Source organism: Streptomyces sp. NPDC058051 (genome assembly GCF_042885475.1).
Taxonomy (GTDB): Bacteria; Actinomycetota; Actinomycetes; order Streptomycetales; family Streptomycetaceae; genus Streptomyces.
Genome location: NZ_JBHVRW010000028.1, coordinates 88,071 through 107,645 on the forward strand (window position 1 = coordinate 88,071; position 19,575 = coordinate 107,645).

Annotated in this window: 17 protein-coding genes and 2 pseudogenes; 12 read left to right on the top strand and 7 right to left on the bottom strand. The window is 70.2% G+C overall.

The features are described 5' to 3' along the window. Nucleotides 1–164 precede the first annotated feature (164 nt). The 4 genes and pseudogenes from ACFVUT_RS31755 to ACFVUT_RS31770 all read right to left on the bottom strand — a co-directional run. Nucleotides 165–470: pseudogene (locus ACFVUT_RS31755) on the bottom strand (transposase); the annotation flags it as partial. A gap of 117 nt (nt 471–587) precedes the next feature. Next, nucleotides 588–941, bottom strand: a complete 354-nt coding sequence (locus ACFVUT_RS31760; protein ID WP_389671089.1) for a helix-turn-helix domain-containing protein — start codon at nt 939–941, stop codon at nt 588–590. Next, a pseudogene (locus tag ACFVUT_RS31765) lies at nt 940–1,242 on the bottom strand (recombinase family protein); the annotation flags it as partial. The pseudogene ACFVUT_RS31765 and the gene ACFVUT_RS31760, both read right to left, overlap by 2 nt. Nucleotides 1,243–1,388: 146 nt before the next feature. After that, nucleotides 1,389–1,688, bottom strand: coding sequence for a hypothetical protein (locus ACFVUT_RS31770; protein WP_389655530.1), 300 nt, complete (start codon nt 1,686–1,688; stop codon nt 1,389–1,391). Between the two features lie 448 nt (nt 1,689–2,136). Here ACFVUT_RS31770 and ACFVUT_RS31775 point away from each other — a divergent pair, with 448 nt between their 5' ends. Together ACFVUT_RS31775 and ACFVUT_RS31780 are read left to right on the top strand one after the other, a co-directional pair. After that, a complete protein-coding gene (locus ACFVUT_RS31775) occupies nt 2,137–2,457 on the top strand; it encodes a hypothetical protein (RefSeq protein WP_389655528.1) in 321 nt (106 codons plus the stop codon). A gap of 671 nt (nt 2,458–3,128) precedes the next feature. Continuing rightward, nucleotides 3,129–3,422 carry a hypothetical protein gene (locus ACFVUT_RS31780; protein ID WP_389655526.1) on the top strand — a complete coding sequence of 98 codons (294 nt, stop codon included), beginning with the start codon at nt 3,129–3,131 and terminating at the stop codon, nt 3,420–3,422. Between the two features lie 691 nt (nt 3,423–4,113). On the opposite strand, the gene ACFVUT_RS31785 is transcribed toward ACFVUT_RS31780, so the two are convergent. The 3 genes from ACFVUT_RS31785 to ACFVUT_RS31795 are packed head-to-tail and all read right to left on the bottom strand — an operon-like array spanning nt 4,114 to nt 8,296. Then, nucleotides 4,114–6,342 carry a zinc-dependent metalloprotease gene (locus ACFVUT_RS31785; RefSeq protein ID WP_389655524.1) on the bottom strand — a complete coding sequence of 743 codons (2,229 nt, stop codon included), beginning with the start codon at nt 6,340–6,342 and terminating at the stop codon, nt 4,114–4,116. Further along, a complete protein-coding gene (locus tag ACFVUT_RS31790) occupies nt 6,339–7,499 on the bottom strand; it encodes a MalY/PatB family protein (RefSeq protein WP_389655522.1) in 1,161 nt (386 codons plus the stop codon). The genes ACFVUT_RS31785 and ACFVUT_RS31790 overlap by 4 nt, the downstream gene beginning before the upstream one ends. Then, the gene (locus ACFVUT_RS31795; protein WP_389655520.1) at nt 7,496–8,296 is read right to left on the bottom strand and encodes a transcriptional regulator; all 801 of its coding nucleotides are present in this window, start codon (nt 8,294–8,296) and stop codon (nt 7,496–7,498) included. Before ACFVUT_RS31795 ends, ACFVUT_RS31790 begins: the two co-directional genes overlap by 4 nt. Nucleotides 8,297–8,712: 416 nt before the next feature. Here ACFVUT_RS31795 and ACFVUT_RS31800 point away from each other — a divergent pair, with 416 nt between their 5' ends. The 10 genes from ACFVUT_RS31800 to ACFVUT_RS31845 all read left to right on the top strand — a co-directional run bounded on the left by ACFVUT_RS31800 (nt 8,713) and on the right by ACFVUT_RS31845 (nt 19,137). After that, complete coding sequence (locus tag ACFVUT_RS31800; protein ID WP_389655518.1) at nt 8,713–10,371, top strand: ABC transporter substrate-binding protein; 1,659 nt, start codon at nt 8,713–8,715, stop codon at nt 10,369–10,371. A gap of 31 nt (nt 10,372–10,402) precedes the next feature. Beyond that, nucleotides 10,403–11,350 carry an ABC transporter permease gene (locus tag ACFVUT_RS31805; protein ID WP_389655516.1) on the top strand — a complete coding sequence of 316 codons (948 nt, stop codon included), beginning with the start codon at nt 10,403–10,405 and terminating at the stop codon, nt 11,348–11,350. Then, on the top strand, nt 11,347–12,252 hold the full coding sequence (locus tag ACFVUT_RS31810) for an ABC transporter permease (RefSeq protein ID WP_389655514.1): 906 nt from the start codon (nt 11,347–11,349) through the stop codon (nt 12,250–12,252). The genes ACFVUT_RS31805 and ACFVUT_RS31810 overlap by 4 nt, the downstream gene beginning before the upstream one ends. Further along, nucleotides 12,249–13,904, top strand: a complete 1,656-nt coding sequence (locus ACFVUT_RS31815) for a dipeptide ABC transporter ATP-binding protein (RefSeq protein ID WP_389655512.1) — start codon at nt 12,249–12,251, stop codon at nt 13,902–13,904. The genes ACFVUT_RS31810 and ACFVUT_RS31815 overlap by 4 nt, the downstream gene beginning before the upstream one ends. After that, entirely contained in the window at nt 13,901–15,271 is a 1,371-nt protein-coding gene (locus tag ACFVUT_RS31820) for a M20/M25/M40 family metallo-hydrolase (RefSeq protein WP_389655510.1), read from the top strand. Before ACFVUT_RS31815 ends, ACFVUT_RS31820 begins: the two co-directional genes overlap by 4 nt. A gap of 47 nt (nt 15,272–15,318) precedes the next feature. Then, nucleotides 15,319–15,651, top strand: coding sequence for a carboxymuconolactone decarboxylase family protein (locus ACFVUT_RS31825; RefSeq protein ID WP_389655508.1), 333 nt, complete (start codon nt 15,319–15,321; stop codon nt 15,649–15,651). Then, nucleotides 15,651–16,580, top strand: coding sequence for a polysaccharide deacetylase (locus ACFVUT_RS31830; RefSeq protein WP_389655506.1), 930 nt, complete (start codon nt 15,651–15,653; stop codon nt 16,578–16,580). The genes ACFVUT_RS31825 and ACFVUT_RS31830 overlap by 1 nt, the downstream gene beginning before the upstream one ends. Next, a complete protein-coding gene (locus ACFVUT_RS31835; protein ID WP_389655504.1) occupies nt 16,577–17,401 on the top strand; it encodes an SDR family NAD(P)-dependent oxidoreductase in 825 nt (274 codons plus the stop codon). The genes ACFVUT_RS31830 and ACFVUT_RS31835 overlap by 4 nt, the downstream gene beginning before the upstream one ends. Beyond that, nucleotides 17,402–18,442: a ketopantoate reductase family protein gene (locus tag ACFVUT_RS31840; protein WP_389655502.1), complete on the top strand. Its 1,041-nt coding sequence runs from the start codon at nt 17,402–17,404 to the stop codon at nt 18,440–18,442. It abuts the gene before it with no gap. Between the two features lie 482 nt (nt 18,443–18,924). Next, a complete protein-coding gene (locus ACFVUT_RS31845) occupies nt 18,925–19,137 on the top strand; it encodes a hypothetical protein (protein WP_389655500.1) in 213 nt (70 codons plus the stop codon). The last annotated feature ends 438 nt before the right edge of the window (nt 19,138–19,575 follow it).

Consider the following 19,575-nt stretch of genomic DNA (forward strand, 5'->3'; position numbering starts at 1 on the left):
CGGACTGCGGCCAAGACCCGGGTGGAGTCGGTGCGCTGCTTGCCACCGGCCTTCACCAGGCCCCGGTCCCTCAGCGAGGACAGCAGGAGTTCGAGTGCCTTCTCCTCCAGGTTGTGCTCCACCGGACGGGCGCGGAACTCCGACAGGACCGAGGCGTCGAACCCGGGATCGTCCAGCTCCAGGCCCAGCGCGTACTTGAAGTCCATGCCGTAGCGGACGCGATGCGGCGCCGCGCGGTCGGTGAGATTCTCTACGAACTGCAGCACCGTCACCAGGGCGAGCTGGCCCGGCGACCAGCCCGACCGCCCCCGTTCTGCGAACGCCTCGGCGAACTCGGTGTCCGGGAACAGCTCACCCAGCTCATCGCGGACCCGCATCGCCAGCGGATACGGCCCACGGGCTGCGACCGTGCGAGCCACCTGCGCGGTCAGCTCCGGCACCTGCGGACAAGGCCGCGACTGCATCGACATCCAGCGCCCCACCCGCAACCGGAACGGCAAAACGGTCGTCACCCTGGCCAACGAGCCGTCACACCGGACGGCACGGAATCAACCAGCAGGATCGTCACCAGCCGCAAACAGCGGTGATCAGTCTTCGGACCTGGCAGGTCGGGGCAGCTCCGGCGTATTGGTCGCCTCGGCGAGTGCAAGGCCACCGCCCTTCAGCTCGGGCGCGTAGTTGTAGATCGTGTTCCTGGAGACGCCCAGGAGCTTCGCGATCGAGGTAACGGTGTTCTCCGGGCGGGCGAGCAGGTCGCGGGCGTGACGTACCTGCTCCTCGGTCATCGCCGGCGGGCGGCCGAGGCGGGCACTGCGGGCGCGGGCGGCGTCCAGGCCCTCGTTCGTGTCCTGGACGATGAGTTCTCGGATGAACTCCCACCAGAGCCGCGAAGACGTGAAAGACCAGGCGCTCGCCGGGCGTGGTGGTGTCGAGCGACTCATGCAGTGAGGTGAAGCCGATACCGCGCTTGCGCAGGCCGGACGCGATGGCGATGAGGTCCTGGACGGAACGTCCGAGCCGGTCCAGCGACGGGACGACGAGAGTGTCGCCCTCGCGGAGGTAGTCAAGAGCCTTCCCCAGCTCCTCGCGTTCGGCGTTCTTGCCGGACTTCTTGTCGGCAAAGATGCGGATGCACCCGGACTGACCAGCCGGATTCTCCCTGGTCGCATTCCGGTCGTCCGTCCCGTTCGGGGTACGAGGACCTGGAACGGTGGCCGTGGTGAGGTTCAGGCGGGCGCCCATGTCGAGGTTCACCTCGCCGTACGGGCGCACGTGGGACCAGAAGAGCAAGGTCAGGCCGCGCCGGCCGGCGGGATGAGCAGGACCGCCCACTCTGGCTCGTCCAGGACGTCCTGGAGCATCAGGGTCTTCACGTGGACCAGGGCCGATCACAGGATGCGCAGGCACAGGACGAACATCTCCTGCTCGTCGCGCCGGTTGGAGGCAATCTCCCCGCCCCTGCCGTAGGCGATCACGGTCGATTCACGCAGCCCCTCGGCCAGCGCGATGAGCTCCTTGCGGCCGTCGGGGCGCACACCCATCAGGACCAGGACGCAGGAGTGGGCCCTGCCGAGGAGGACCCTGGGGTGGACGCCGTCGGCCCACACGTAGACGTCGTCGGAATCCGACAGGTCGCGGGCCTGGAAGACAGTGTGGTCGTCGGTCCACTGCTTCGACAGCCGGGTCACCGTCGCCGGTAAGATCCTGGATCTCCAGGAGGCCGGCGCGACGGAGGAGGATCTGCATCCGATCGTCGCGGAGGCCATCACCGAGTCGTATTTCACGAAATGGGGCACCCACGCCGATGGCCCGCGCGCGGATTTCACGCACGTCCAGTCCATAGATTTCCAGCTCTGACACGGCCGAATCCCGGGCCCGCTATAGACCATGTTGTTGAGCCGAAGCACGATAGCTGTCACTGAGGCAGGAGGTCTGTCACCAGGACTTCCGGGCAGGGCGGGGCCGGAAGCTGTGCCAGAACCCGTGACCTGTGACGTTCTGTGACAACCGGGACGGTAGGACCAGCGTGACTCACGTGGTCACCTGGGACTCATCGGCTTCTTGCTTGTGCAACCCATTTCGATACCCAGGCGTCCGACTCCTTGACGGACGACTGCCGATCACCGGGGAGGGCACGTGGCGAAGAAGGACCGGACAACGGACGCGGCGAGGGAGAAGGACCGCGAGAAGTGGATGGCTCGTTTCCAGGTACGGCTGGCCATGCAGCCGGGCGTGGACCGGGCAGTGGTGCTCCAGGCGGTCAAGGAAGTCACGACACACTGCGCGGATACGGGAGAGCACCCGCGGACTGCTTTCGGCGACCCGGACGCCTATGCCGTGCAGGCTGCCGCGCGGCTGGTACCGGCGGACCGGGCGGCGCGCGCGAGGCGGCACGGCGCCGCAGTGGACGCGCTCGGCTCCGTGCTGGAAGGGGCCCGGGACGTCGCCGGTCTGTGACCGGTTGAAGCGACGCCCGCCACGGCCCGACACACGGGTTCTGACACAGCTGCCATCCGTCGGGGCTGTTGGGCGTCTGTGCTTGCGCGCTGCTGGTGACAGACGGCGTGCCTTCCCGGTGACGACCATCGTGCTTCGCCTGGTAGAAGCCGCAGGTCAGTTGACGCCGCAGGTGACACCTACCGTGCTTCGGCCCAGTCACACATGTTCGTGAGCCGAAGCGCGATAGTTGACACAAAGGCACGCTTGTTGTCACTGAGACGGCGACTTCGAGCGAGGCGTCGGCCTGTGCTGCGGCAAGAGCCCGGACTGTGTAGCCAGTGACGTTGCATGAATCGCGTGGCGGTGTGGCGCTTGGCGGGACAGCCCGCGTTGTCCAGCGGGTGCGAGACCGGCCGCGGAGGCTGAAGGGGTCGCTGACCGAGCGGTACCCAGTCGTACAGAGGAGCGGAGGACCTGACGGGCCGGTAGGCCCACAGATCATCGTGGCCGCAGCCCTGGGTCCTGACGCTATCGTTTTCTGCCGGCCACGGACTGAGCAGTCCGGCCGAAGGGCTGGCGACACCGGACTGCGGCAACTGGGGGCAATGGGCATGGGGGACAGAGGGACAGCGGAAGTGCGCCGGGAGCATGCGTGGGCCGAGCGGCTGACGGAAGGAGTGACCGTCGCCGTGGCATTGGGCCTCTCGTTCTGCCTGCTGGTCGGCCCGGCAGTGGTCTTCGGTACGACTGCCTGGCATCTGGTCACCGACGCCGGCACCACCGCGTTCAGTCGGTTCTTGGTGCCGGTGATCTTCCTCGCCCTCGTGGCGCTGCCGCTCATCCTGGCCCGCGTGGTGTTCCGCTCGGGCCGGCGCAAGGGTGAGAAGCGACTGACGGCGGCGGTCCCGGCGGTGCTGGCGCTGCTCGGCGGGTCCGTCGTGCCCTTCGCGGCTCTGTGTCTGATGTTCGTGTACGCGGGCTGACCTCCGGCTGCGGCGGTCCGTCCGAAGGTCACAAGGACGGGCGCGTTGTCACCAGAGAGCGCAGCGCTCCACCTCGGTGAAGGGATGACAACTGCCATGCTTCCGGAGGAGTGGTGCCAAGTGCCTTGCTTCGCCCGTGACAACTGCGGTGCCTCATTCATGGAAGATCGCAGGTCGGCGCAACCGGCAGTGTCAGCTACCGTGCCTCGGCACAGTTCCATTGGCAGGCGCGTGGTGCGCCGCCGCGCCAAGGGCACGGACGCCGTCGCGGCGGCCCTCAAGGACGCCCGGTTCGACATGCGCCAGGACTCGCGGCACGAACACCTGGCCGACCACGACCGCGGCCGCGCGGAGCTCGCGGAGTGGGAGCGCATCGAGCAGCTGCTCGCCGACACGGCTCCTGGCGTTCGCGGCCCGCCTCGCCACCACCGAGCCCGAAGCCGCCGACGCGGGCCGCGTTCCTCACCGCGCCCACCCCGAGGAACCACTGACCCTGGCCGCAACCGTCCGGAACCAGCGTCACGCTCACACTCCGCCGGCGTGAGACTGGTGTCACGCTCCCCTCGAAAGGCGTCAGTAGCAGGGCCAGTTGTGCTCCCACCAGGTCCCGAGGGCTCAGGATGCGCCCGACCGTCGGACGACCGGTCGGCCGAGAGCGTCGTCCGGAAAGCCGGAGGTCGTCCGGCCGCTGTTACAAGGGCGTGCCAGGGGGCAGTACCGGCTTGGGCCCTGAGGGGATCTGTGCCGGATCGGTGATCGCGGGTTCGATCCAGGACGGCCAGTCGTCTCCGGTGATGAGTGCCTCTCCGAGCGCCGTGCGTGCCGGTGCGTGCAGTCCCCCGCCGTGCAGCGTCTCAAGCGCTGTGCGGGCGAGGGCGTCGACCGCGACCGTCGTCACCGTCCCGGAACCGTCTTTCGTGACGTGCCGCAGCAGCGCGCCGACCACGTCACCGACCGTCGGCGCCGTGGTGTCGTGCAGACCTTGCTGGGTGAGACGGTTCAGGCGCGCGGGTTCGAGGAGTATCCGCGTGGGCACGGCCACGGCGGCCGCGACCGCGGCGAACGCGTCGAACGGCGGACCGGTCGCCCCCGTGAACGCGTCACTGCCGCGCGTCGTGCGGATCGGGGGCGGCAGCAGCACCTGCGCGGCGCCCGGGTGGGGAACGACGACCGACGGCGCCGCGAGGGCCGCGACCGCTTCGAGAGCCGCCCACTGGTCGGTGCCGGGAGGTGTCACGGCAGGCGGATTGTCGTCGCCGGAGCGGCCGTACTCGTAGCTGACACCGCCCACCAGCCTGCCCACTGTCTCCGCGTGGTAGCGGTGCAGGAGGTGCAGCATCGCGAACCGGCTCTCGCGCTCGCCCACCGGGCGCTCGGGGGGCAGGCAGCCGGGCCCGAAGGCGTCGAGGGCCGCCTCACGCACCTGGAGGATGCGGTCGAGGTCGGCCAGGGGCGACGAGCCCTCGGTCCACGGCACCGCGTGCGGCGCACAGCTCTGAGGCGCGTGGCCGTCCTCGTCGGTCAGATAGCGCCGGCCTGCGGTCCGCTCGGCCGCGATCAACTCCCGGCGCTCCTCGTCGTTGAGCCGGCTGTAGGCGTAGCGCACCGTGAACACGTCCCAGGGCCCCAGGCCGGCGGGATACGCGTTGTCAAGGCTGATGGTGCCGTCCTCGGCGATGTCGAGGCGGGGAAAGGGGTAGTCCATGACAGAGGGCTGCTCGTGCAGGTGCGAAGCGTAGTTGTGCATGAACCCCAGCGCGTGGCCGATCTCGTGCGCCGCCAGCAGCCGCATCCGGGCCAGCACCATCCGCTGGATCGACGCCAGCCGTTCGCGTTCGTCCGGGCGGCCATGGGGCGAGAGCAATGCCTCACCCAGGGCGGTCAGTTGCTGGACGCGCTGCGACCCGAGCCGGACGTTGCCTTTGACGATCTCGCCGGTGCGCGGGTCGCACAGCGCGGCGCCCATCGACCAGCCCCGGCCCGCGCGGTGCACCCACCAGACGGCGTTCGTGCCGATCGCTCCCGGGTCGGTGTCGCGGGACCGGGTCTCGACGCGGTACGCGTCGCGCCAGCCCGCCGCGGCGAAGCCGTCGGCCCACCAGCCGCCGCCTTCGAGGATCGCCGACAGGTACGGCTCCGGGATGTCGGGGTCGACGGAGAAGACGATCGGGTCGGCCGCCGTCGTCTTCTCCCCTGCCGTGGCCGCCCCCTCCGCCCCGGCGACGGGCGTCAGCGCGAACCGGGGGTGCACCGCGTGTACCGGAGAGCGGGCGGGGTCGCGGTCGGTGTCGAGGCGTACCTTGCCGTAGCCGCCGGAGCGGGGGTCGAAGTCGAGTTGAGGCGCTGCCGGATCCGGCAGTGGCATCAGCGACAGGCGCTGCCGCAGTGTCACCGCCCGCGGGTCGGGCGCGATCCGGTCCACCTCGTCACCGGCAAGGCCCGTGAAGGTCAGCAGCGCGTCGACCTCGATCCCGCGCGGGTGGACCGCGCAGCCCGCGGGGTCGACCCGGGACCGGCGCGGATCGACCGTCGGCTCGCCGGCTCCCGCGAAGCGAGCCCAGTACGCCACCCCCACCAGGTCCGTGCGGGCGAGGTCGGTGAGGTCGATCCGGGTCAGTTCGCCCGGACCGTCCTCGGCGGAGAACACGCCCAGGGACGAACGGGCGAAGGAGGCCGAGCCGTCGGCGCGGCCGTCGGCAGAGCCGTGGTGATCGTTGTGCTCCAGGACCCAGACATCGGCGCCGACCCGTTCGAAATCCCAGCGCCGGACGGAACCCGGCTGGCCGCGGTCGAGGTTGATCCGGCTGGACCCCAGTCCGGCGGTGAGCATCGTGAGGGCAAGGACCGAGCACCCGCCCGCTGGAAGCGTGAGCCAGGCCCGGCCGTCGACGATGTCGAGGCCCAGGGCGGCGCCGCTCACGCGAGCACCGCCACGATCCTGTCGAGCATCGTGTCGACGATGGGGCGTGGCGTCGCGAAGTTGAAGCGCACGAAGCCCGCGTTGCCGTCACCGGCGAGGTTGCCGTCGGTGACCGTGACGCCCGCACGGTCCCGCAGGACGGCGGCGGCCTCGGCGCCGAGCCCGGCGGCCCGCAGGTCGAGCCAGGTGAAGTAGGTGCCCTCCGGCGCGGTGACACGTGCCTGCGGCAGCTCCTCGCCGAGACGGGAGACGATGTGGTGCCTGGTTGTGTCGAGGTAGTCCACGACGGACTCCAGCCAGCGTCCGCCCGCCGAGTACGCCGCCGTGCTGGCGATCATGCCGAAGGTGCTGGCGCCGACCTCCGCATGCAGGCCGAACTCGTGCCAGCTCTCGGCGTCGGCGGGATTGCTGAACACGACCTGGGCGGCCTTGAGTCCGGCCAGATTCCATCCCTTGGCCGCCGAGACGGCCGACACCGTGTGGGCTGCCGCCACCTCGCTCACCGACGCGTACGGCACATGACTGTGGCCCGGGTAGATGATCGGAGCGTGGATGGCGTCGCTGAACACGCGGGCGCCGTGGCGCTCCACGACCTCGGCGACGGCGAGGTGTTCCTGCGCGGTGCAGACCGTGCCGGTGGGGTTGTGGGGATCGCAGACCACCACGAGCCCGGCGCCGTCGGCCAGCGCCTTGTCGAGATCGTCGGGGTCGAGGATCCATCGGCCGTCGACCGGACGCAGCGGCACCTCGATGACACGGCGCCCGAGCTCGGGCGGAAGGGTGAGGAACGGTGTGTAGGAGGGAGTCGGCACCACCACCGCGCTGCCGGGCGCGGTGAAGTGCTTGATGGTCAGCTGGAACGCCGTCAGGACGTCGGCGACCGGACGTACCTGGTCGGCGGGGACGTCCCAGCCGAAACATCGTTGCAGCCAGGTCGCGCACGAGGACGACAGGGAGGAGCTCACCGCCGGTGGCAGGTAGCCGAAGTTGAGGGAGTCCACCGCCTCGTGCAGGGCCTGGACGATCGGGGGTGCGCAGCCGAAGTCCATCTCGGCCACCCATGCGGGCAGGGCCTCGGGGTGGGTGGACCACTTCAGTCCGCCCATGCCGTGCAGGTGGTCGGGGGTCAGGGTGTCCAGGGAGGCTATGTCGATCATCGGTGCTTGTCGCTCGCCTTCTCGGTTGTGGGCGGGTCCGCAACAGCGTTGGCGCGGGCGTCGATCTCGTTGAGGTAGTTGTAGATGGTGAACCGGCTGACGTTGAGCGCCGAGGCGGTCATCTCGATGGCGTCGCGCAGCATGAAGAAGCCCTTGGACTGGAGCGTCTCGACGAAGCGGAGCTTGTGCTCCTTCTTCATCCGGTCGACCTCGATGCCGGCATCCGACAGGGCGGCGCGGACCAGGTGGGCGGCCAGTTCGTCGACGTCGTGGGGGAAGGACTCGGCGCTCGGCGGTCCGTCGGTCCGAGTGCTCCGCACCGGCACCCGGACGCTGGGTTCCTCGACGGGACTGGAGATCATCGCGTCGGCGATCCGGCGCACCTCGAGCCAGGCGGAGATGTCGGTGTTGATGCACAGCGCCGCCACCGGGTGGCCCGACACATCGCGGATGATCATGGTTGACGACTGCATCCGGCGGCCGTCCGGCAGGCGCGTCTCGTAACCGAGCTGATGGTCGAGGTCGCCGTCGGCGACCCGCTCGAGCAGCAGGTCCGTGGCGGGATCCCCGAGCCTGCGGCCGGTGACGTCGCCCTGCACGGCAACGATGGAGTCGGGCAGCTTGCTGAGGTCGTGCAGCACGACCTCGCTGGAGGCGGGGAGAGCTCGTCCGAGGGGCTCGACGAGCCCGGCGAAGACGGCAATCAGACGCTCGCCGTCCACCGTTGCCCGCGGGGGCACGGTACGGCGCCGGCGGTGCTGCTGCTGCTGCTGCGGAAGTGATGGGTCCTCAGTCATCGGAATGCTTTCGTGGTGTGAGGGCGGGGGCTCGCCAGGACCGGTGGGTCCAGCCAGGCGATCGAACGTCAGACTGGCACACCGGCGCACCGCTGAAGCGGCGTAGTCGCATCCCTCGCGCCGACGGCTCGAAGCACATCGGTCACGGCCTTGCGGCGAGCCTCACATTATTCAATGGGATGTTGAATTGAAAGAGATGCGGGGCTATTTAACACCATTGAAATCAACATTCAGTTGAGTTACAGCGGCGTAAACCTTCCAGGGCGGGACCTTGACCCCAAGAATCGTGGAGCTTACGTTCTCGATGTCAACGAGCCGTTGAGGCTTGTTCCTTCAACGCCCTGTTGCGTATCGGCGCCGCTGCGGTCGCCGTCCAACTCCTGCTCGAGTCCGAGCCTTTCGAGAGGAACTCCGCGGTGAACCTCATCCCTCGTCCAGCGTCCGGCCGCCGCCCGGCGGCCTCCTGGCACCACCGCCCCGTCCGCGCACTCGTCACCGGCGCCGCCACCGTGAGCATGGTGGCCCTGCTCGCCGCCTGCGACGGTGGCGGCGGCTCCACCGCCGCCGGCAGCAACGGAGAGCTCAAGGTCGCGATCGACGCCGACCCGGTCTGCCTGGACCCCGTCCAGGCCACCCTCATCGCCTCCAACGTCATCGGGCGCCAGCTCGTGGACTCGCTCATCGACCAGGACCCCGAATCGGGCGAGTTCAAGCCGTGGCTCGCCAAGAGCTGGGAGGTCAATGACGACGCGACGAGCTTCACCTTCCGCCTGCGTGACGGCGCGACGTTCTCGGACGGCACCAAGCTCGACGCGGCCGCCGTCAAGGCGTCCCTTCAAGGAGTCGTCGACCTGGGCGCGAAGTCCGTGTACGGCAGCTCCTACCTGGGCGGCCTCAAGGACATCAAGACGCCCGACGCTGCCACGGTGGTGGTCGACTTCGATGCGTCCAATGCACAGTTCCTGATGGCCGCCTCCACGCCGACGCTCGGCATCCTCTCGGCCAAGGCGCTCGCAACGTCGGCCAAGGACCGCTGCGTCGGCACCGGCCTCGTCGGCTCCGGACCTTTCACGCTGGCCTCCTACCGGGCGAACCAGTCGGTGAAGATCGAGCGCCGCGACGACTACGCCTGGCCCTCCGGGCTCGCCGAGCACACCGGGGCCGCCAAGCTCGCCAGTGTCACCTACCAGGTCTCGACCGAGCCGAGTGTCCGCGCGGGCACCCTGCGCTCGCACCAGGTCGACATGGCCACCACGATCCAGTCCCAGGACGAGGCAGCGTTCGACGGCAACGGCTTCCATCTGATGACACGTGTCAATCCTGGCATCGTCGTCGGCATCTCGCCGAACCTCAGCGGATCCTCGCCGATCCTCGACGACGCCCAGGTCCGCAAGGCCCTGCAGATGTCCATCGACCGTGAGGACATCGCCAAGACCGTTCTCACACCGTCCTACGGTGTCGCGTCCAGCCCGCTCGGTGAGACGACCCCCGGCTGGAAGGACGATTCGTCCGTGCTGGCCTACGACCCCGATCAGGCGGGGAAGATCCTCGACGGCGCCGGCTGGACCAAGGGCTCCGACGGAATCCGGACCAAGGGCGGCAAGAAGCTGCGCCTGACGGTCGCGTACTTCTACCAGACCAACGTCGTCGAGTACCTCCAGCAGCAGCTGCGCAAGGTCGGCATCGACCTGGTGCTCAAGGAGATGAACGCCGCGCAGTACGCCTCGGAGTACCTCACCGGCAAGTACGACTTCATCTCCACCTCGGTGTCGCGCCCCGACCCCGACATCCTGCGCGCGATGTTCGCCGCCGACGCCACGAACTTCACCTTCACCGACAAGAACGACCCGGTGCAGAAGCAGCTCGCACCGCTCTTCGACAAGATCCGCTCGACCACCGACACCGCGGCACGCGCAGAAGCCGCCGGCGCGGCACAGAAGATCCTCCTCGACAACGGCTGGATCTTCCCGCTCAGTCAGCTCACGCAGGTTGTAGCCGTCTCCGACGACGTGACGGGTGTCCGCTACGACGCGGCCTCGCGCTTCGTCCTCTACGACGCCGCCTTCAAGGGCTGACCGGTCTCGTCCTCACAGCAAGAGGAATCCGATGTTGATCCGATATCTCGGCAGGCGCGTGCTCCATGCGTTGCTGGTCATGTGGGCCGCGTTCACGGTCTCGTTCTTCATCCTGTACATCGTGCCCGGTGACCCGATCGCCGCGATGCTCGGCCCGGAGGCGCTCGCTTCCTCCACTCCGGAGCAACTGGACGCTCTCCGGGCCGAGTACGGCACCGACAAGCCGGTCCTCGCCCAGTACGGGCTCCAGCTGCTGCACCTGGTCCAGGGCGACCTGGGCCACTCCTTCAACAACGGTCAGCCGATCTCGCACATGCTGTCCGCAGCCTTCCCCTCCACCCTGACACTCGCCTCCAGTGCCCTGGCCCTCGCCCTGATCGGCGGGGTCGGGCTGGCGGTCGCGGCCAACTTCACCCGGTCGGACCGGTTGCGCGGACTCCTGCTGATGCTGCCGCCGATCGCGGTGTCGATGCCGACGTTCTGGGTCGGGCTGATGCTCCTGCAGTTCGTCTCGTTCCGCATGGGCCTGCTCCCCGCGGTCGGCGGTGAGGGGGTCGAGGGCCTTGTCCTGCCGGCGGTGACCCTCGCCATCCCGATCGGCGCCGTGATAGCCCAGGTCCTCTCCAGAAGCCTGCAGACCACGCTGGCCGAGCCCTACGTCGAGGTACTGCGGGCCAAAGGCGCCGGACGGCTGCGCATCCACTTCGGCCACGCGCTGCGCAACGCCGCGATCCCGGCGCTCACCGCGACCGGCGTCCTCGTCGGAGGTCTCTTCGGCGGCTCGGTGCTCGTGGAGACGGTCTTCGCCCGCAACGGGCTCGGCCTCACGGCGGCGACCGCCGTCTCCAACAAGGACATCCCGGTGGTGCAGGGCGTCGTGCTCGTGACGGCGCTGGTGTTCGTCCTCTCCAGCCTCGTGGTGGACCTGCTCTACCCACTCATCGATCCGCGGATCCGACTGACGACGGCGGCCTCATGACCACCCACACCTCCGCTCCCGACCCGGCCGTGGTCGTCCCCCTGACCGACGGCCAGTCACCACCGCAGGACCGGCGTGCCCCGAAGCGGCGCCTGCGTGCCGCCGTGCGGCAGGCAGGGCTCGTCCTCTCCGGCCTGGTGCTCGGCCTCGTCCTCCTCTGGGCGGTCTTCCCCGGCTGGTTCACCGACGCCGACCCCCTGGTCGGCAACGGCGCCGACCGGTTCCTCGCCCCCTCCGCCGAGCACCTCTTCGGCACCGACCAGTTCGGCCGCGACATCTATGCCCGGATGGTCGACGGAGCCTGGCTCTCGGTGAGCGGTGTCGTCGTCGCCGTCGCACTCGCACTCGTGGCCGGGACGCTGCTGGGCCTCCTCGCCGGCTTTGTCGGCGGCTGGGTCGACGATGTCGTGATGCGGGTGTGCGACATCATGCTCGCGATCCCGGCAATCCTGCTGTCGATGGCGGTCATCACCGCTCTCGGCGGGGGAACGGTCAAGGTCGCGATCGCGGTCGGCATCGCCGGCGTGGCCTCGGTCGCCCGGACCATGCGCAGCGAGGTGCTGCGCATCCGCAACGCAGGCTACGTCGACGCCGCCCGCGCCAGCGGGGTGCGCTGGTGGGGGATCCTCGGCCGGCACGTCCTGCCGAACTCGCTCGGCCCCGTCATCGCGCTCACCACCGTCGAGTTCGGCACCGCCCTGCTGGCGATCGCGGCCCTCAGCTTCCTCGGCTACGGCGCACAGCCGCCCGCGCCCGAATGGGGATCGATGATCGCCGAGGGACGCGACTACCTGGCCACCGCATGGTGGCTCACGACGATCCCCGGACTCCTGGTGGTGGTGATCGTGCTGTCCGTCAACCGGGTCGCCCGTGAGGCCGGCTCGTCGAGGAGGAACCGATGAGCAAGGTCACGACCGCGGCCGAGGACCGGGCGACGGGGCCGGCCGGCCCCCTGCTCGCCGTCCGCGACCTGGCGGTCTCCTACCGCAACGGTGCGATCAGTGCCGTACGCGATGTCAGCTTCGACGTCGGTGCCGGCGAGGTGGTCGCCATCGTCGGGGAATCCGGCTCGGGCAAGTCGACGACGGCGCTGTCCGTGATGGGGCTGCTCCCCGGCGGGGCCCGCATCGACCGGGGCAGCATCGAGTTCGACGGCCGCCGCATCGACCGGCTGCCCGAGACCGCGATGCGGTCGCTGCGCGGCGGACTGATCGGGCTCGTCCCACAGGACCCGACGGTCTCGCTCGACCCGACCCAACGGGTGGGCAAGCAGATCGCCGAGGCGCTCGTCATCCACGGTCGGCGGACCCGTCGCACGGCCTGGGAGCGCGCGGTGGAGATCCTCGGCGAAGCCGGGGTCGACGACCCCGCCCGGCGCGCCCGGCAGTATCCGCACGAGTTCTCGGGCGGCATGCGCCAACGTGTCCTGATCGGCATCGCGTGGGCGTGCCGGCCCCGCCTCATCATCGCCGACGAGCCGACCAGCGCCCTCGACGTCACCGTACAGAAGCAGGTTCTCGACCGCCTCGACGAGCTGATCGCCGACGCGGGGACGGCGGTCGTCCTCGTCACGCACGACCTCGGGGTGGCGGCAGAACGGGCCCAGCGGGTGGTGGTGATGTCCCAAGGACGGGTCGTCGAGAGCGGCCCCGGCGCACAGGTGCTGGAAAACCCCCGGGAGGAGTACACCCGCCGGCTCCTGAACTCGCTGCCCGCACGGCGTGCCCACCGGGCAGCCGCACGGCAGCGCCCCGCGGCGGAGGCCGGCGGGACGCCCCTGGTCGTCGCACGCGGGCTGGTGAAGGAGTTCCAGACCCGCGACGACGCCGGTCGCAGCCGGCTCTTCACCGCTGTCGGTGGCGTCGACCTGGAGATCAACCGTGGCGAGACCCTCTCCGTCGTCGGTGAGTCGGGCTCCGGGAAGACGACGACCGCGCGCATGGTCATGTGCCTGGAGAAGCCGACCGGCGGCACCGTCGAGTTCGACGGCGTCGACACCGGCAGCCTCAAGCCTGCCGAACTGCGCCAGCTGCGGCGCCGGTTCCAGATCGTGCACCAGAACCCCTACGCGTCACTGAGCCCGCGCCTGTCGCTCGCGCAGATCGTCGAGGAGCCGATGAAGGCCTTCGGGATCGGGGACCGCCAGGAGCGCCGGACCCGTTCGAGCGAACTCCTCGAACGTGTCGGGCTCCCGGCGTCGTACGGGAGCCGGCGCGCCGCGGAGCTGTCCGGCGGCCAGCGCCAGCGCGTCGCCATCGCGCGCGCCCTCGCGCTGCGGCCCGACCTCGTCGTCTGCGACGAGCCGGTCTCCGCACTCGACGTCACCGTCCAGGCCCAGGTGCTCGACCTGCTGGCCGAGTTGCAGGACTCCCTCGGGCTGTCCTACCTGTTCATCAGCCACGACCTCACCGTCGTACGCGCGATCTCGGACCGGGTCGCGGTGATGCGCAAGGGGCACGTCGTCGAGGTCGGCACGGTCGAGGACGTCTTCGAGCGGCCACAGCACGACTACACCCGGACTCTGCTCGACGCGGTACCGGGCGGTGCCGCATGACCGCGGGCCGCGCGTCGGCGGCCGCCCAGGACGCCGTCGGCCTCCTCCAGCGGATGATCCGCGCAGCCTGCGTCAACGACGGCACCGAGGGCTCGGGCCAGGAGATCCGCAACGTCGAGATCCTGCTCGACTATCTGGGCGGCGAGCGCGCCCTGAAAGCGCTCGGAGCCGATGTCCACCTCGTCGAACCGGCACCCGGCCGGGGCAACCTGCTGCTGCGTCTGCCCGGCACCGACCCGTCGGCGCCCTCTCTGGCCCTGCTCGGGCACCTGGACGTGGTGCCGGCCGACTCCGCCGCCTGGACCCGCGACCCGTTCGGCGGCGAACTCATCGACGGTGTCGTCTGGGGACGCGGTGCGGTCGACATGCTCAGCCTCACCGCGTCGATGGCCGTCGCGTTCCGCATCGTCGCGGAGTCCGGCGAGCGGCCTGCGGGAGACCTGTTGTTCCTGGCCACGGCCGACGAGGAGGCCGGCAGCCGGTACGGGATGGGCTGGCTGATGCGGCACCGCCCCGAACTCGTCCTCGCCGACCTCGCGATCACCGAGTCCGGCGGCGGTCTCGTTGTCGGCGGACCGGACGCCCGCCGGGTGACCGTCACCATCGGTCAGAAGGGCGCCGCGGGCCGGCGCCTTCGCCTCCGGGGCGAGTCCGGGCACGGCTCCATGCCGTACGGCGTGCGCAGCGGCGCCGTGCTCGCGGCCGACGCCGTCAGCCGGCTGGCCGCGCACGAGGTGCCGCCGGCCGTTCCCACGGACGACTGGTGGCCCGACCTGCTCGGGGCGCTCGGGCTGGCCCCTGACCTGGTGGCGCGGCTCAGCGATCCCGGCACGCTGGACGCCGCCCTGCCCGAGACGGGTGCCTACGCCCGGGTGCTGCACGCCCTCACCCACCTGACCATCTCGCCCAATGTCGTCATCTCGGGGTCGAAGTCGAACGTCATCCCTGGCGACGGAGCGATCGACGTCGACGTCCGTCTCCTGCCCGGCCAGACGGGCGCCGACGCGGACGCGGAGATCGGCCTCGCGCTGGCGGGCCTGCCCGGCGTCACCGTCGAGCCGGGACCGGAGGCTCCCGCTCTCGTCGCGGCGACCGACGACCCGCTCTACCGGGCCATCGCCGCCGCGAGCGCCGAGGCCTACCCGGGAGCCCGGCCGCTGCCGTTGCTGACCCCCGGGGGCAATGACGCCCGGCACTACTTGGCACGCGGGCTGCCCTGTTACGGCTTCGGCCTCTTCAGCAGCGAGCTCGACTACGCCGAGTTCCGCCGCCGCTTCCACGGCGACGACGAGCGCGTCGACGCGGCATCGGTCGTGCTGTGCGCGGCCACCTACGTTCGCATCGTGCGCCTGCTCGGCGCCGTATGACCAGCACGACCGACCTCCACGCCCCCTCCCCCGACCGAAGGAGTCCCATGTCCACCTCCCACGCCCACGCCCCCGACTTCACGCAGCTGGCCACCCACGCCGGCGCCATGTGGCGCCGCTTCGGAGCGTTCAACGCGGCTGTGCTCGACGGTGACACCGCCATCGACAAGCTGACCAAGGAACTGATCGCCATCGGCGTCGCGCTGACGACCCAGTGCGACGCCTGCCTGGAGGCGCACAGCGCCGCGGCCGTCGCGGCCGGTGCCACGCCCGAGCAGCTCGCGGAGACCGTGCACGTCGCCGCCGCCCTGCGAGCCGGAGGGGCGATGGTCCACGGGATGCGCCACGTGATGCCCGCCGCCACGGCGCAGGACCGCTGATGGCCGCCACCGACAGCGAGTCCGCGCTCGAACCCTGGCAGTGGCCCGAAGCGGTGTGGCGCCCGATCGTCGAACAGGTCCGGGCCGGGCGGCCGCTGGCGCGGGGCGGCTGGCCGGACGGAGCCCGCGTGGCCGTGGCGATCTCCTTCGACAGCGACCACGAGACCCCGTACCTGCGGGACAATGCCCAGACGCCCGGCACGCTGGCGGCCGGCGAGTACGGCGCCCGCGTCGCCGTTCCCCGCCTGCTGCGCCTGCTGGCCGAGTACGAGGTCCCCGCGACGTTCTTCATGCCGGCGGTGTCGGCGCTGCTGCACCCGGACGAGGTCGATGCGTACATGGCGGCGGGCCACGAGCTGGGCGTCCACGGCTGGATCCACGAACGCAACACGCTGCTGTCCCACGACAACGAGCTGGAACTGACCGCACGCAGCCTCGACACGCTCGAACGGCTGTCGGGCCGACGGCCGGTGGGAATCCGGACGCCGTCCTGGGACTTCTCGCCGAGCACCCTCCACGTGCTCCGCGAGCTCGGATTCCGCTATGACTCCTCCCTCATGGCTGACGACGGACCGTACGAGCTGCTGGCCGACGGAAGCCCGACGGGCCTGGTCGAGATCCCCGTCGAATGGATCCGCGACGACGCCCCGTACTTCGCAATGGCCCGCTACGCGGGCCTGCGCCCGTACACGCCACCGGCCGGCGTGCTGGACATCTGGAAGCGCGAGTTCGACGGCGCTGTCGAAGAGGGCGGGCTGTTCCAACTGACCATGCATCCCTCGGTCATCGGCCACCGTTCGCGCTTCTCGATCCTGCGGGAGCTCCTCGCACACATCCGCGGCACCAGCGGGGTCTGGTGGGCGACCCACGAACAGGTCGCGGCGATCGCCGCCGCCGACCTCGGCACGACGAAAGGCGACATCCGATGAGTCAGGAATCCCGGCACGCCGTTGTCACGGGCGCCGGCAACGGCCTCGGAGCGGCCATCGCCCGGCGGCTCGGCGCCGCCGGCTGGGACGTGACGGGCATCGACGTACGGGCGACCGCCGTCGAAGAGGTCCTCGGCACCATCGCCGAGGAGCACGGCGTCCGCACCCACACCCTCGTCGGCGACCTGGCCGATCCGGCCTTCGCCACGGGCCTCGTCGACGAGGCCTGGGCGCTCGCCCCCGTGGACGGCCTCGTCAACGCCGCAGGCATCTACCCGGCCATCCCCTTCCTCGCCCTCGACGTCGAGCGGTGGAACCACGTCCAGGCGGTCAATGTCGTCGCGCCCCTGCTTGCGACGCAGCAGCTCGCCCGGCACGCCATCGCGGCCGGGCGCACGCCCGCCGTCGTCAACATCACCTCGGGGGCCGCGAAGCGGGCACGTCCCGGCACGGCGCACTACTCGACGTCCAAGGCGGCGCTGACGATGGTCACGATGGCCTGCGCGATCGAACTGGGTCACGCGGGGATCCGCGTGAACGCCGTGGCACCGGGGTTCTTCTCCGTCGACAGCGAGGTCAACCCGATCAGCACGGAGTACGCCACCATCATGGCCTCGGCCGACATCCTCCCGGGCGGCGCCCGGCCCGGGGACGTGGCCAACGCGGTGCTCTACCTGCTCGGGGAGGAGGCCCGGTGGATCACCGGTGCCACGCTCCCGGTCGACGGCGGCACCTCTGTCGGCTCGGCGAGCCTGCCCCAGCACTTCCCGGACACGAGCCCGTGGCAGGTCCAGTCCACCGACGCCCTTGAGGAGATCTGAATGACCGACCGCAGCTACACGATCGTCGGCGCCGGAGCGATCGGGGGCACCGTCGCCCACGCCATGGCGCGCGAGGGCATCAAGGTCACCCTCGTCGACGCCGACGCCGTCCATATCGAGGCGATCCGCGCCGACGGCCTGCGCATCCGCGCGGTCGACGGCACCGACGACGCCGTGCGGATGCCGGCGTACACGACGACTGACTACCCAGCCGACGCCGACCCGATCGACATCGCTGTGATCGCCACCAAGTCGCAGCACACGCGCGACGCTGCCGAGTGGATCGCGCCGCGCCTGGCGGGCGACGGCCGCGTCGTGTCTCTCCAGAACGGCGTCAACGAGCCGGTCATCGCCGAGGTGGTCGGTGCCGACCGGGTCATCAGCGCGTTCGTCAACATCTTCAGCGACTACCTTGAGCCGGGTGTGGTGTCGTTCGGCGGCTCCGGCGCGCTCGCCGTCGGCATGCCCGACGGATCGGCCCCGGACCGGCATGCCCTGGACGTCGCGGCGGACTTCCGCGCCTACGGCCCCGTCACCGCGTCGTCGAACGTTACCGGCTACCGGTTCGCGAAGCGTGGCTTCGGTGGCATCCTCGGCCTGACCTCGGTCGTTGACCTCCCGATGGCCGAGGTCGTGGACACCAACCGCGACCTTGCCGCCGCCGTCGCGCGGGAGAGCACGGAAGTCGCGGTGCGGGCCGGCATCGTCCTGGAGAGCTTCGACGCCTATGAGCCCTACGCGTTCCGGGCCGAAGCATCCGAGGCCGTCCGGGAGGCGGCGCTGGACCGGCTCGTGCACTACCTCGCCGGGCAGCCGAAGGACCGCAGCGGTGGCTTTCGCGACATCGCGGTGCGACAGCGCCCACTCGAACACGGCCTCGTCGACGACGGCTATGCCGGCCTGGCGACTGCGCACGGCGTCGACACACGCATGAGCCGCGGCGTCGGGGCGATGCTGGGCGAAATCTCCGCCGGCAAGCGCTCGTTCTCCGCGAAGAACCTGCAGGAGCTACGCGAACTCCTCGCCCGGCCCGATCTTTAACGGCCGACGTCGAAGGGTGCGCGGGAACACACACGTCCAGCGCGAAGGCCGTGAGGACGAGTGTGCTGCGTGGGGGTGCCCGGAGAGAACCACTGGCGGAACTGCACGCTTCGAACCTTGTGGTGTCGCACTCGCAGAAGAAGCCGGGGTTTCTCCGACCACAGCAAAAGGGCGCCCGGACAGGTATTCCACCTTCCAGGCGCCCTTCGTGGCACGCATCCGGGCCACGGAGCAAAATTCGAGGCAACACCCGCTGTCCCCCACCCCTGCCCCACCTCCGCCCAGCTGTTTCGGTGCCTTTCCGGGCCAAGGACAGCCCGTGCGTCCTGTGCCGTGCCGTCCGGACGGTGATGTGTGCGCCGACCGCTGCTGCGGGTTCACGGAATCCGTGCGTGGCATGCGCGGACTGCCGGCACTCCAGTCGCCGACTCGCGCGCTCACTCGCCAACTGAAGCGCTCCGTCACAGCCGGACGCCCACGAAGTGGAGCGGGTCGTCCGAGGCTGGGATCCCGACCCCTACGCCCGCGCCGCAGAGGACGCACCGGCCCCCCTGCCGCAGGCACTGTTCGACGCCGTCCTGGAAGCCTGCCTCACTCCGCTCGCCGCGTACCTGTTCCACCCGGAACCCGAAGAGGGCTGGGAGGCCGTGTCGGCGTTCTCGAACCTGGCCGACGGTCGCATGCGCTATAGTTGATCTTGGAAGTTCTCCGCAACTCACGGCGACTGACGTTGCGTTGGTGGTCCAAGGAAAGACACCCCGCTTCCTGCGGGGAAATGCAGGTGCAAGGCCTGCCCAGCGCTCACTCACGAGGCCCTTCCCACCCTGTGGGGGAAGGGCCTCGTCACGTTCCCCACGCACCCTGGAGAAATTCCGCGGCCTTCACTCACGAAGGCCCATACGACAGCGCCCGCTGCTGCCTCGGCAGCGCGCTCTGTGCGCGGTCACAACGACACCAAAGCCAGACCCCCCGCATAGCCATCGATCCACAGGTCTTGACAGGACTGGCCGCGGGCGCCGCCCCTAATTGGTTGTGTGGGTGGGGTAGACCTCAACGTCGGTGTAGGCGCCCTTGATCTCCCCCGCGCCCGCGGGCCACTTCAGGCTCACGGTGTGGGTCTCGTTCGGGGGCGT